This is a genomic window from Pseudomonas sp. 11/12A (assembly GCF_000800055.1).
GTDB lineage: Bacteria > Pseudomonadota > Gammaproteobacteria > Pseudomonadales > Pseudomonadaceae > Aquipseudomonas > Aquipseudomonas mohnii.
Genome location: NZ_JUGV01000001.1, coordinates 2,313,216 through 2,326,615 on the forward strand (window position 1 = coordinate 2,313,216; position 13,400 = coordinate 2,326,615).

A 13,400-nucleotide genomic window follows, 5' to 3' on the forward strand; every position below is an offset into this window, starting at 1 on the left:
TCTGATAGTCCGCTATGGGTCGACTGCTGCCTGATGCCATAGGCAAAAAAGCCCGCTCAATCGCGGGCATGATGAGCGGTTTGTCTTATGGCGAGTGGCTCAAACTCTTGCGCAATTCGTCCTCGAGCTTTCGACACACGTCTGCGACGATGTTTTTCCCGACTTCCGGACCTGAGTAGCTATCGACTTCCTCGCGGCATCGTTCGGCGGCTTCTCGGGCTTGCGTTCTTTCCTTGTTTTCCGATGTGTTGCTGACATAAAAATCGAACACCACGTACAAGGTGATCGCGATAAAGATACCTGCGACGATCTTGCTGCCCAGATCAGATCTTCTTTCTGATGGTCGTGGCCACCCAGGTGAGATTCGTATTTTTTGCCTGAGGTCAGATTGGCAGTGTTTGCATAAAATGGCTTCAGTCATGATGACTTCCGCGCAATAGGGACAACTCTTTTTTCCAGCCTCCACAAATGAAACTCCTTTTTCAAAACAAGATTCTATCATTAGGGTTGAGGGGCGAGGGACACGACTCTGTTTTTCGCTGGAGGGTTTTCTGGCGTCGCAATGTCATGCCAACCTGAGCCGCTCCCAATAGGTTCGGCAAAACAAATCCGATTTCGAATGAGTGCTTTTGGCCGACTACCGCCCGACGCGAAAGACTGCTATGGGTCGACTGCAACCCTTCACGACATGCAGAAATCGGCCAGTTGCGGAACACTTGTAAAAAAATGCGGAACACTTCACTTTTTTGAAGGCAATAAAAAACCCCGTAGATCATTGATCTACGGGGTTTCTAATAGTGGAGGCCGAGGTCGGAATCGAACCGGCGTAGGCGGATTTGCAATCCGCTGCATAACCATTTTGCTACTCGGCCTCAAAACATTTGTTGTGAGTAGCACAACAACAAACGCGTACAACCTTGATGAGATATGACAGATTCAAACTTGCGCTATCTCATTGAAAACATTGAGCTTTTTCAGCGGTCAGTGCTTTCGATGGCGTGAATTATGTACTCATTTCTCGAGGCTTGCAACCCCTTGATTTCAAAAAAAATTCTGGGGCCTGGTTTCATTACTCATTGAGGTCAGGGCCCTTTCGCCACGGTGCGCTCGCCTCCGATGGATCAAGACAAGGCCGGAAAATGACAGCTTTCAGATAAGGTCAGCGGGATCGCTTATTTCGATCACGCGAGTGGAACATGGCGCGAGCCGGCAAGTGAGCGGCACCAGATCCCGTCGCCCAACAGCGTTGGACACTGCGCTCCTGATTCCCCCATAAAAGGCCTGCCTGATGGACCTTCGTCATCTTCGCTATTTCGTCGTCGTTGCCGAGGCAAAAACTATCAGCCGCGCGGCCATTCGCCTGCATATTTCACGGCCCCCGCTGACCCGCCAGATTCAGCAACGGGAAGAAGACCTGGGCGTGCAACTGTTCAACCGCACACCTCGCGGGATGGAGTTGGCCCCCGCAGGCGAGTTGCTGCTCGAAGAGGCGCAATATTCGTTCGGTCGTGGAACAGGCCACCGAACGCAGCCAACGGGCGGGATTGTGTGAAGAGCCAACGGCATTGGCAGCCGCCCGAGCGACTGCCAATGGCCTGTTAATGACTCAAATCAATGACCATGCGGCCTTTGATTTTGCCCTGCTGCATTTCGTCGAAAATCTCATTGATATCTTCGATCGGACGCAACGTAACCTTCGGCACCACCTTGCCTTGCGCGGCAAACTCGAAGGCTTCAGCGAGGTCTTGTCGAGTGCCGACCAGTGAGCCAACCACCTCGATGCCGTCAAGCACCAACCGCGGAATATCGAGGCTCATGGCTTCAGGCGGAAGCCCGACTGCGACCAGGCGCCCACCGGCACGCAGGGCATCCACCGCAGAGTTGAACGCGACCTTGGCGACGGCCGTCACGACAGCGGCGTGAGCGCCGCCGACCTTCTCCTGAATAACTTTTGCGGCATCCTCGTTGCGTGAGTTGATGACCAGATCGGCGCCCATTTCCCTGGCGAATTGAAGTTGATCGTCATTGATGTCCACGGCAATAACTCTGGCGTTGAACACATTTTTTGCATACTGCAACGCCAGATTCCCCAAGCCGCCCAGCCCGTAGATCGCAATCCATTGCCCAGGGCGAATGTTGGAAACCTTCACGGCTTTGTAAGTCGTCACTCCGGCACAGGTCACGCTGCTCGCTGCAGCAGAATCAAGCCCATCAGGCACTTTCACGGAGTAATCGGCGACGACAATGCACTCTTCGGCCATGGCGCCATCCACGGTGTAACCGGAGTTTTTTACCTCACGGCACAGTGTCTCGTTTCCGCTGTTGCAGTACTCACAATGCCCGCACCCTTGGAAGAACCACGCGACGCTGGCCCGATCACCGGGTTTCAGCGAGGTGACGCCCGGCCCGACCTCTTGCACGATACCGATGCCTTCATGACCCAGGATCACCCCGGTTTTATCACCGAAATCGCCGTTCTTGACATGCAGGTCAGTGTGGCAGACGCCGCAGCACTGCATTTTGAGGCGCGCCTCACCATGCTTCAGAGGCCGTAAGGTTTTTTCAGTCACGTTCACGCGCTGCCCTGGGGCAACAACTGCAGCTTTCATGCTTATCTCCTTGTATCCGTGAGTGAGCTTGCGTTACAGCAGGTCCAACAAGTGCCAGAGCCGTACAGCACAACTCTTCAAGCGTTCCGAAGTCTGGCGCATGCCCGCCATCGGGTCGCCGATGCTCCCGATCTTATGGCACAAGTCGCAGCAAAGGGGGATGCCTATTAGTCAGGTAATCCGCGCAAGGACGCCTCTTCTTCGCCTTTCTATGACAAAGATCAACTGGCGAGGTTGCTCGGCAGAGCATCGTCAACCCCGGCGCATGCACTCAGCGACGGTTTGGTCCATCAGTCGAAACGGTTCTGGGATTGTCGTGGTCGATCTCGACGCACCGTTCTGAGTGCCGACGCAGCCCTTTGTCCCTGGAAATCGAAATCGAGGAGACCTGACATGGCGAACGTCATCGGGATCGATCACTTGGCCATTCGTGTCAGTGATCTGGAACGCTCAAGGGTGTTCTACGATCAGGTACTCGGTTTCCTGGGATTCACCCTCGAATGGGAGTTCGACCGGGTTATTGGCTGGACCAACGGCGAAACCATGTTCTGGATCGCCGAAGCCGATGCCCAGGGTCTCAAACATAAGCACCGGACTGGCGATGTCGGCTATCACCACTATGCGTTCGAGCTGGGCGCGCGTGAGGACGTCGATGCGCTCTACGCGTTCCTGCTGGATCAGCGGGTTACGATTGTCGACGCACCCACGGATTATCCGGATTATGGCGAGGGCTACTATGCGGTCTATTTCCTTGACCCCGATGGCATGAAGCTTGAGGTGATGTTTTTCCTGGAAAAACAAAAGCGTCGCCAGCTCGGAAGATCGAGGAGCTGACGCGCGGCGAAACCAGCGACTGTCCCTGGCGGCATCCCTCTGAGTTCCACTGCCGAAACTGCGACAGCTTGCACACCCAATACTCTCGTCCAGATGGATGCCCTCACCCTCCGAGCCAGTACCTGGAGATTGCCCCCACGCCGCGTCAAACTGCGTCAACGTGTCCCATGCCTGCCTTGTGAATGACCGCAACTTCCGGTCACGGAGCGCGAAAAAATCAGGCAAGATAGCGCCCCATTGAACGTTGCCCGTTGCAATCGAATACCGCCCCGCCGCTGGACTCGTCGATGTTCTCACTCAAGCGCATAAGCCCCTGGATCGCCTGCCTGGCTCTGCTCCTGAACATGCTGGCCATGCCCATGAGCCGCGCGATGCAAACGCCAGATCTGCAGTTGATGCTCTGGGGAGGTTTTTGCTCGGGCGGCAGCTCCCAGGCGCTGCCGGCTTCATTCGATAAACGACTGGTCCCGCTGCCGACGCCCCCGAACAAAAGCGTCATGCAACATGGCGATTGTTGCTGTGGGCATGCAGGCCTCGCGGCTGTGCCAGGCGATTACTATCGTCATTATTTACCGCGCTACAGCGCCGATATCGCCTTCGATAACCCGCCCCTGCCCACCCTGCATCCCCGGGTACGCTGGCCAAGCCTGACACCTCGCGCCTCCCCCACCGCCTGATTACCAACCCTTTGCCCGCCGTCACCTGTTCGGCGTGGTTTCTATTGCCTGGGCGTTGTGCACACCAACGTGCTCCCCGGGAAAGCTCTTGGTCATCAGGAAGTCTGAGTTATGCCTGCTTTTACGACTTTGCTTCGCGCAAAGGCTGTGCCCGTGTCTCCTTTCAAATGCTCTCTGCTGACGTGCGGTCTGTTCGCCTTGGCACCGTTGCCTTGCGCCCTCGCGGAAACCCCCAAGGTCGAAGACTCGACCCTGACCCTGGGCACCGTGACGGTCCAGGGTGCCACCGGCAGCAGTGGACCTCTGAGCACCAGCAGCGTGCTCAGCTCGGTGGATATCCTTGGCGCCGACATTCTGGAAAAAATGCCGGTCAACTACAGCTGGGAACTGTTCAGTCGCGCCCCCGGAGTGATGCTCACCGAATTCAACCAGGGCACCACTTCCGGCAAGATCTCCTTTCGCGGGTTCAACGGTGAAGGCGAGGTCAACGCGGTGAAGCTGCTGATCGATGGCATCCCGAGCAACAGTAACGACGGCAACATGCCGTACATGGACATGATTTTCCCCATGGAACTGGACAGCATCGAGGTGGTACGCGGCACCAGCGATGCGCGCTATGGGCTGAATAACATCGCCGGCAACGTCAATATGCTGACCCGCACTGGCGGCGACTACACCAAGGCACGAATTCGCTACGGCAGTTACAACACCCAGGAAACTCAACTGGCCAAGGGCATCGAAGGCAGCAACTGGACGCAGAACTACTTCTTCGCCTACCAGAAGTCCGACGGTTATCGCGATCACGCCGAGGCGGACAGGTATTCGATGTCCGGCAAATGGTTCTACACCCCGGACGACAATAGTTACCGCATCGGCCTGATCGCCCGTCACTACGAAACCGAGGCGCAGGAACCCGGTTACTTGAGTGAAGAGGATGCTCACCAACACCCGACCATGACCAATAGCTACAACGCCACCGACAAAGGCACGCGGCGGATGAACCAGGTCAGCGTGCACTTCGATACCGAGCTGGCCGATACGCTGGCCTGGTCGGCAAAAACCTATGTCAACACCTTCGACGACCGGCGCTGGACACAATACTGGAGCACCAGTGCCCAGCAAGAGCGCGACACCTACGAAACCCAATACGGCGCCCTCACCTCCCTGACCTGGCGCCCTGAGGTCAGCTGGTTGCATGACTTCGCCCTGGAGGGCGGCGCGGACATGCAGCAGCAACAGAACAAGAGCGAGCGCTACCGCACCAGGGAGCGTGCGCGCCTGGCACAAACCCGTGATCAGCCATTCGAATTCGACACCTACGGCGCCTACGTGCAGGCCGAGATCAAGCCGTTCGAGTCGCTCAAGATCGTCCCGGCGTATCGCGTCGACAAGATCCAGGGTGATTTCTCCAACGAAATGACCGGCATGGACTACGACATCAACGACTACGGGCTGATCAAACAACCCAAGCTCAGCGTGGTGTACTCACCGTGGGACGTGGCCAGCCTCTATGCCAACTGGGGGCGCACCTTCCAGGTGGGCACAGGCGCGGCGGCCTACAAGATTCCACCGCGCAATACCGACCTGGCCCCGTCCATCAACGATGGCTGGGAAACCGGCATCAAGTTCACCCCGGCGGACTGGATCGACGGCCGCGTGGCCTATTGGCAACAAGAGGCCAGTGGCGAAGTCAGTCGTCGACTCAACGACCCAAGTGGCGAGTCGGATAACGTGGGCGAAACGCGGCGCTGGGGCTATGACGCACAGATGAACCTGCACCCGAACGAGCGCACCGACCTCTGGATGGCCTACTCCTGGCAGTATTCGAAAATCCTCCAGCCGAGCTCGACCTTGCCCAACAGCAAAGGCCAGGAAATCGACCACATTCCTCATCACCTGTACAACGCCGGTGTCAGCTACCAGGCCACGCCTGCCCTGCAATTGACGGCCTGGATGAATGGCCAGACCAACTACTACCTGGAGCGCGAGAACACCAAGGGGACCTACGGCGGCTATGTCTTGATGAACCTCGGCGCCATCTACCAGGTGACCGAGTCCGTCAGTGTCGACCTGCAATTGAAAAACCTGACCAACCGCTACTATGAATACGTCTGGTATGACCCCGACGGCGCCAAGGCGTCGCTGCACTCGCCGGGTGACGGGCGAGCGCTGTATACCGGGGTGACTTTGGACTTCTGATTCATTCGGTACGCGGTCGGCCAGCGATCGCGTACCGACTGACACTCACCGCGGGCGCTACGACCTCTCTGCGTTCGAGGTCATACGGATGACTGTCCACGGTTCGAAATAGTACCGACTTCACTTGTGCTGCTGGCATCCCTGGCAGCCCCCAACTCGGCGTTTGCCCACGCCCATCTGAAAAGCGAACTTGCGGCGCAGACTTCACCGTCTGCACTCTCCGGCAACATGCCAGACTGTTCATCCGCTGCTGCATATCCAGCACATCTGAAGCAAATTCCGCCTGTCACGGCAGGTATCGGGCCGCCCTGTCCTTGATCACAGCAGCATAATCACTGAAAACAACGTGATGGCACGGGCTGTGCTCTCCCGGGTGACGTGCGATTGCAATCGCACCGACAGTCCCTTCAGGAGAAACCAGTATGTCCGCTATTGAACGCACCACTGATATCGACTTGCTCGCCTATGTCGATCAGGCCCGGGTCGATGCCCTCCACGCCTTTGAAACGCTGCGGGCGAACGGCACGCTATCGGCGAGCCTGACGTTCCACATTTCCCATCGAATCCCCGGAACGGACCAGTTGCTGGGGATTCGTTTCCCCGGAGGCCTGGCACGCGACCAGACGCCGAAGATCAGCCTGTCGGCGTTCGCGGATCACCCTGACTCACTGATCAATGAAACACGCTTGCAAGCCGACACCGTGATCCATGCGCACACCGCCTGGTTGCCGGCCTGGTCATTGGCGCACAAGCCGTTTCCGATCCTCTATGTGGCAGCGGCCCGCCACCTGCTCGCGCGGGAAATCCCCAACCATCTGGAGCGCACGCGCAGCGCCCTGGAGGTGATTCGCGAACGTCTGGACAAGCACCCTGAACTGGCGCCGCCTCCGGCATTACTGGAATCCAACGGTGGCGCCAACTTCTGGGGCCAAGGGATTCTGAAGACCTCGGAGCTCATCCTCTTTGTCGAAGAGGCCGCACGTTACCAGGCGATTGCCGAACAGTTGGGTGGTGCACAGGTGTACACCCCCGGCGCACTCCAATTGCAATGGAAACGTACCGGCTTACTCGAGCGTTCCAACGCCTATACCGGTTGATACATCCCTCCCCCTTCGAGCCCGGGTGCTGCTACAGCAGCACCCTCTCAGCAGGTGCGTCCAGACCAGCAGTCCGTTTGCTGAAAATGAACCAAGCCATCACCCTTCAATATTTTTTTTCCTTTGATTTCAAGTGGATATATTTTATTTCGGTCTTTTTCATTTTCGGTACGGTTGTTGCGATATCCCCTGTAAACGGGCTGACACACAGACCCGACATTAGCCTTGCGAGAGTATTCAACCTCTCATTCGAAGCAGTAATGGGGAGCACTATGTTCAAACGCACACGTTTATCCATCGCGGTTGCTGTCAGCCTGGGAAGTCTCTGCATCAACAGCAGCTACGCCGACGAAAATCTCGATTCACAAGCGTCGGGCTCCAACGGATCGACCCTGGAAAAAGTCACGGTCACCGCCCAGAAGCGCGAAGAAACCGTACAGGAAGTACCCGCACCGATCTCGGTCCTCAGCGGCGACAAAATCCGCGAGGCGTCGTTGAACTCCGCCAACGAAATCACCCGCTTCATTCCCAACACCTCGGCGGGCACCACCGACGGTCACGGCCGCCCGCGCTGGTGGATTCGCGGCCTGGGTACCGGCGACCAGGGGGCCAACACCGTGAGCCCGGTCGGCATCTACATGGACGACGTTTACATCTCCAACATCAGCGCCACCGGCTTTCCGTTGTTCGACCTGGACCGTGTCGAAGTGCTGCGAGGCCCCCAAGGTACCTTGTGGGGCAAGAACACCACAGGCGGCGCCATCAACTTCATCTCGAAAAAACCGTCCTTCAAGGAGGACGGCTATTACAAGCTGGACGCGGGCACCTACGCCAATCGTGCCGTTGAAGGCGCCGTTGGCGGCGCGTTGGTCGACGACAAACTCGCCGCCCGCGTTGCGATCCGTCATCAGGCCAATGACGGCTACAGCGAAAACAAAGCCAATGACAACGACCGTGGCGCCCTTGAGGATGACGCGATTCGCCTGCAGTTCCTCGCCGTACTGTCGGATGACCTGGAAGCCAACATCAACTTCCACAGCCGCCGTTACCACGACACCGGCAGCTCCAGCAGCGTCAACTATGGCACCGGGCGAAACGGCAACAACCAGTTCGGCTATCACGTGGACCCCAAGCAAGGCGATGTGTATTACAACGCCAAAAACAGCGCGAGCATCGAACAGGATGGCGGCAACCTCAATCTGATCTGGCAGTTGGGCGACCTGCAACTGACATCGATCACCGCGCTCGAATCGTTCAAGCGCGATGCGCTGAGCGACAGCGACAACACGCCGCTGGAATTGCAACGCAGCTACGCCTACGCCAACAGCCGACAGTTTTCCCAGGAGCTGCGCCTGGCCTCGCCCAGCACCGATCGGCTGAACTGGGTGGCAGGCCTGCATTACTTCAACGAAGACCTCGACTCCAAAGGCGCCAACGGCACGCTGGACAACACCTACATCAACCGCAGCTACAACCGAGTCGCGTACGACCAGCAGACCGAAAGCTACGCGATGTTCGGCAGCGTGACCTACAACTTCACCGACGACTTCAGCCTGACCGGTGGCTTGCGCTGGACCCGCGAGCGCAAGTCGATTGACTTGAACCGAGTGGCCAACGTGGGCCAGGCAAGCTTCGGTGGTGGCGACTGGTGGAAACCCGAGAATGTCACCTCGGCCCTGGGCGTCACCGCGCTGCAGGATGAAAGCAACACCTGGAGCGACTGGACCTACGACCTCACCCCGCAATACAAACTGTCGGAAAACGCCCGGGTGTACTTCCGCTACTCCAAGGGTTTCCGCTCCGGCGGCTACAACGCCGGCGTTACCACGCAATCGACAGTGGCCACCGTGGATCCGGAATACCTCACCGCTTACGAACTGGGGCTCAAGTCCGAGTGGTTCGATGGCCGCCTGAACGCCAACGCCAACCTGTTCTACTACGACTACAAAGACATCCAGTTAAACATCGTGTCCGCCGTCAACAACCAGACCGTGTCGCGCCTGGCCAACGGCGCACAGGGCGAGGCCTACGGCGCCGAGTTCGAACTGGAAGCGATACCGCTAGACAACCTGCATGTCAACTTCGGTCTCGGCCTGCTGCACACTGAATTCACCGACTACACCTCGGGCCCCAACGATTACTCGGGCAACAAATTCGTGCGCGCGCCGAACGTCTCTGCGGTCATCGGCGCCGACTACCGGATTCCATTGAATGTCGGTGGCGCCATCGTCGTCGGCACCGATTGGGACACTCGCAGCCGCCAGTACTACTTCACCAACGATCAAAGCCAGAACATGCGCAGCGGCGGCTACACCCTCGGCAATGCACGGCTCACCTATGAACTGCCGGGCGGTAAAACCGAGGTCACCGGCTACGTGCACAACCTCACTGACAAGGAATATCGCAGCCATACCCTGCCCGGCGGCTTCCAGAGCGCCGGCGTGATGTTTGGCGACCCACGCACGTTTGGCGTTTCGCTGACCAGCCGCTTCTAATCAATCCCGGTGGCCGGTGTCTGCCGGTCACCGCCACACAAGGCAGATCCTTATGAAACTTTCGCGCTTGTTTCCTTCCCGCCTGCTAGTGCCCGCTTCGTTGGTGCTAGGGCTGTTCGCCAGTCAATTGAGCCTCGCGGCCGAACCGCTGAAAACCGTGCGCATCGCCACCGTCGCGTATTCGAATGCCGGCAAGATCACCTTCAACGGCCCGACCTATCTGATGGACAAGGATCCGTGGTTAAAGGAGCAATTGGCCAAACGCGGTGTCGAGCTGCAATGGGTGCCGGCCGCCACTGCATCGGTGGGCACCTTCGTCAATGAAGAATTCGCCAACAAGCGCATCGACTTCGCGTTCTACGGCGACCTGCCGAGCATCATCCTCAATTCCTCCGGCGTCTCGACCAGGCTGCTCGCGGCCGGCGGCACCGGTAACAATGTGTACCTGGTGGTGCCGCCCGACTCCACTGCACAGTCAATCGATGACCTCAAAGGCAAGCGCGTGGCCTTGCACCGGGGGCGGCCATGGGAACTGTCGTTCGCCAAGCTGCTGGAATCCCGGCACCTCAGGTTCGATGATTTCCGTATGTTCAATCTCAACCCCCAGGCGGGCGGCGCCGCACTGAGTGCCGGGCGCATCGACGGTTTTTTTACCTTGAGCGATGCGTACCTGCTTGAGGATAAAAAGGTCGGCAAGATCATCTGGTCAAGCAAAGAGGCACCGGCAGACTGGAAAATGCGCGCGGAGCTGTTCGGTGCCAGCGAGTTCATCGCGCAGCAGCCGGAAGTCACGCAATTGGTGGTGGATGCCTATCTGAAGGCGCTGCAATGGGCCTCGCAGCAACAGCACAAGGCTGAATACATCGAGCTGTTGTCGCAGTCGGGCCAGCCGCAGAGCGTGTTGCTGCGCGAAGTGGAAGGCGAGTCCTGGAAGGATCACTTCAGCCCGCTGATCAACGCAACCCTGCGCCAGCATTATCAGGACGGTATCGCCTATAGCCTCCAGGCCAGGCTGATACGCAAGGACGTCAAGGTAGATGACCTTCTTGACAACCGTTTCGTTGAACAGGGGCTGAAAAACCTGAACCTGACGTCAGAGTGGAAGTGACCATCGGCGGGGCGATTCTTGTGCAGAAGCGAGCCTGCTCGCGAAAACCGTCTGGACAACACGGGCATCCAGACAGCCCGCGTTATCGTTGACGACTATCGCAAGCAGGCTCATTCCTGCATCAGGCCGCGTTTTCCAGGAGTTTTTTGCCCTGCTCCCACAGACCGGTCATGTTCCATTGCTGCTCCAACACCCCCGGACCGAACTCCTTCGAGCCGCCCAGTCCTTCGGCCAGGCCCTGGAACCAGGCGCCCTCTTCGATCAGCAGGATCAGCTTGGACACCGAGATAATGCCGGCACCCCAGAAGGTCGCGCCGCCATTGGCCTCGAGGATCGCTTGCAGGTGTGGATTGCGCTCAAGGTTCTCGATGATGAAGTCCGGCTCCGGTTGACGACGGTCCACGTAGATCGGCAATTCGCGGGACAGGGTCACACGTTGCGAAGCCGCGTAGCGGATCGGCAATACCCGATGCGCGCTGGCCCAACCGCCCAACCAAGGTGTGTGAACGTGAATCACCAGATTGATTTCCGCACGCTCGGCGAAAACCTTTGCGTAACGCCTGCCGTTGCCACCGGCCTTGCTGCCGCTCAACGGCGAACTGCCGGCTGTGGATTCGTCCAGGTACAACACGCCGTCATAGTCAGCCACCACGGCACGGATTTCTTCGTCATCCGCCCAAGGGCCAGGTGCGTGCAGGGCGATCACCAGACGGCTCTCAGGCACACGCAGATAAGCCTGAAAGGTGTTGGTGGCAGTCAGGGTGCGGGTATTTTTCAGCACGCGATAGGCCTTGGCAAAATCGCGCTTGGCCTGATCCAGGTAAGTCAGTTGTTCGGCAGTCAACACGTGAGTCATGGCAAAACACTCCAACTAATCGATTGAGAATGCCGGACCGCTGTCCAGGCATGTCAACCTGCAGAGCACTTCCTGTGCCAGCTTGCGACAGATCGCTAACCCACTGTTTGCAAAGCTTTTTATTCGGCACAAAAGGATGTGGGCCAGACGCCGCCGCCCTCTTGCTGCATCACCAGCACGACCTGCTGATCAACTGCTGCTGCGCCAGCAGCCGCCAGCCATTGTGCCCACCAACAGCGCCAGAAGCCCCGCCCCACGGGCCTCCGAGGGCTTGGCACAGCCGTTGCAATTACCGCAACACCGCGGCTCTCGTACCGACCGGCCCGAGTTTATGATTCTGGAGTTTTTTATGAGTACCGAATTTTTCTGGCGCCTGCCCCTGGGCAGTGACGGGCATTATCTGGCAACTGACAAAAACACCCGTGGCGCCGCGATTCATCGTCCGGGCAACATTGCGCCAGGCCGGTTGCCAAACGGTGAGCCGGATGGTTTCACCTACATCGACTACATCGCGCAAGTGGCCAAGGCCGCCGAGCTCGCAGGCTTCGAAGGGGCGCTGCTGCCGACCGGCCCGGAGCCATGGATCGCCGCAGCGGCGCTGGCGCGGGAAACCCGCCGGATCAAGTTCCTGATCGCGTTTCAGGCCACCTGGACCTTGCCGGCATACGCGGCCCAGCAAGCGGCCATCTTGCAGAACCTCAGCCGTGGGCGTCTCGACTGGAACATCATCACCGGCGGCAACCCGGCGGCCCAGCGCGCCAACGGCGACTTCCTCAGCCATGACCTGCGCTACAAGCGTACCGGCGAATTCCTCGACATCATCAAGGGCCTGTGGGAGAACGAATCGTTCTCCTACCATGGCGATGTCTATCAACTGGAAAATGGTTCACTGCCACGCGGCCTGACCCAGGAGCGCAAGCCGAGCGTGTATTTCTCCGGGTTCTCCGACCCGGCGCTTGACGTTGCAGCCCGTCACGCCGATGTCTACCTGAACTGGGCAGAGCCGGTCGACAAACTCAAGCCGCACATTGAACGTGTGCGTGAGCTGGCCGACAAGCAAGGTCGGGAAGTGCGCTTCGGCATTCGTATTGACCTGTTCGCCCGTGAGACCGAAGAAGCGGCATGGTCGGAACTGCGCCGCCAGTACGATCGCATCGACGCCAGGACCAGCGAGTTCATCAAGAGCTTCGCCAGCGGTTCGGACTCCGTCGGTGCGGCCCGGCAGACGGCTTATCACCAGAACTCCGAACGCTTCGAAGACCTGATCATCGGCCCCAATCTGTGGGCCGGCTTCGGTAAAGCCAAACCTGGGCCGACGATTGGCCTGGTCGGCAGCCACGAGAACGTCGCCGAACGCCTGGCCGAATACCGCGACGCCGGTTTCTCGACCTTCATTCTGGCCGGCAACCCACACCTCGAAGAAGCCCTGCGCATTGGCCAGGAAGTGCTGCCACTGGTGCATCAACGGCCCGTCGCAGACGCAGCACCTGCGCCAAACAACTTGAAAATCGCCGGCTAATCAGCC

General features: G+C 58.5%; 11 protein-coding genes and 1 tRNA gene. 8 read left to right on the top strand and 4 right to left on the bottom strand.

Features of this window, described 5'->3' with window-relative positions; all coding sequences use genetic code 11:
* Positions 1–85: 85 nt before the first annotated feature.
* Positions 86–421 carry a hypothetical protein gene (locus GQ39_RS10645; RefSeq protein WP_236693097.1) on the bottom strand — a complete coding sequence of 112 codons (336 nt, stop codon included), beginning with the start codon at positions 419–421 and terminating at the stop codon, positions 86–88.
* 377 nt (positions 422–798) lie between these two features.
* Positions 799–872 (bottom strand) — tRNA-Cys (locus tag GQ39_RS10650).
* Positions 873–1,288: 416 nt separating this feature from the next.
* On the opposite strand from GQ39_RS10650, the gene GQ39_RS33605 reads away from it, so the two are divergent.
* Positions 1,289–1,552: a LysR family transcriptional regulator gene (locus GQ39_RS33605; RefSeq protein ID WP_047529597.1), complete on the top strand. Its 264-nt coding sequence runs from the start codon at positions 1,289–1,291 to the stop codon at positions 1,550–1,552.
* A gap of 46 nt (positions 1,553–1,598) precedes the next feature.
* On the opposite strand, the gene adhP is transcribed toward GQ39_RS33605, so the two are convergent.
* Positions 1,599–2,609: an alcohol dehydrogenase AdhP gene (adhP, locus tag GQ39_RS10660; RefSeq protein ID WP_047529599.1), complete on the bottom strand. Its 1,011-nt coding sequence runs from the start codon at positions 2,607–2,609 to the stop codon at positions 1,599–1,601.
* Between the two features lie 393 nt (positions 2,610–3,002).
* Between adhP and GQ39_RS10665 the strand changes: the two genes are divergently transcribed.
* From GQ39_RS10665 to GQ39_RS10690, 6 genes are all read left to right on the top strand, one after another.
* The gene (locus GQ39_RS10665) at positions 3,003–3,443 is read left to right on the top strand and encodes a VOC family protein (protein WP_047529601.1); all 441 of its coding nucleotides are present in this window, start codon (positions 3,003–3,005) and stop codon (positions 3,441–3,443) included.
* A gap of 287 nt (positions 3,444–3,730) precedes the next feature.
* Positions 3,731–4,120, top strand: coding sequence for a DUF2946 family protein (locus tag GQ39_RS10670; protein ID WP_047529603.1), 390 nt, complete (start codon positions 3,731–3,733; stop codon positions 4,118–4,120).
* Positions 4,121–4,231: 111 nt separating this feature from the next.
* Positions 4,232–6,319: a TonB-dependent receptor gene (locus tag GQ39_RS10675; protein ID WP_152613990.1), complete on the top strand. Its 2,088-nt coding sequence runs from the start codon at positions 4,232–4,234 to the stop codon at positions 6,317–6,319.
* 422 nt (positions 6,320–6,741) lie between these two features.
* Entirely contained in the window at positions 6,742–7,416 is a 675-nt protein-coding gene (locus GQ39_RS10680; protein ID WP_047529605.1) for a class II aldolase/adducin family protein, read from the top strand.
* Between the two features lie 272 nt (positions 7,417–7,688).
* On the top strand, positions 7,689–9,911 hold the full coding sequence (locus GQ39_RS10685) for a TonB-dependent receptor (protein ID WP_047529606.1): 2,223 nt from the start codon (positions 7,689–7,691) through the stop codon (positions 9,909–9,911).
* A gap of 52 nt (positions 9,912–9,963) precedes the next feature.
* Entirely contained in the window at positions 9,964–11,019 is a 1,056-nt protein-coding gene (locus GQ39_RS10690) for an ABC transporter substrate-binding protein (protein WP_047529607.1), read from the top strand.
* A 121-nt stretch (positions 11,020–11,140) separates the two neighbouring features.
* Here GQ39_RS10690 and GQ39_RS10695 read toward each other — a convergent pair whose 3' ends face one another.
* Positions 11,141–11,875, bottom strand: a complete 735-nt coding sequence (locus GQ39_RS10695) for a class II aldolase/adducin family protein (protein ID WP_047529608.1) — start codon at positions 11,873–11,875, stop codon at positions 11,141–11,143.
* A gap of 349 nt (positions 11,876–12,224) precedes the next feature.
* On the opposite strand from GQ39_RS10695, the gene GQ39_RS10700 reads away from it, so the two are divergent.
* Entirely contained in the window at positions 12,225–13,394 is a 1,170-nt protein-coding gene (locus GQ39_RS10700) for an LLM class flavin-dependent oxidoreductase (RefSeq protein ID WP_047529609.1), read from the top strand.
* Positions 13,395–13,400 lie beyond the last annotated feature (6 nt).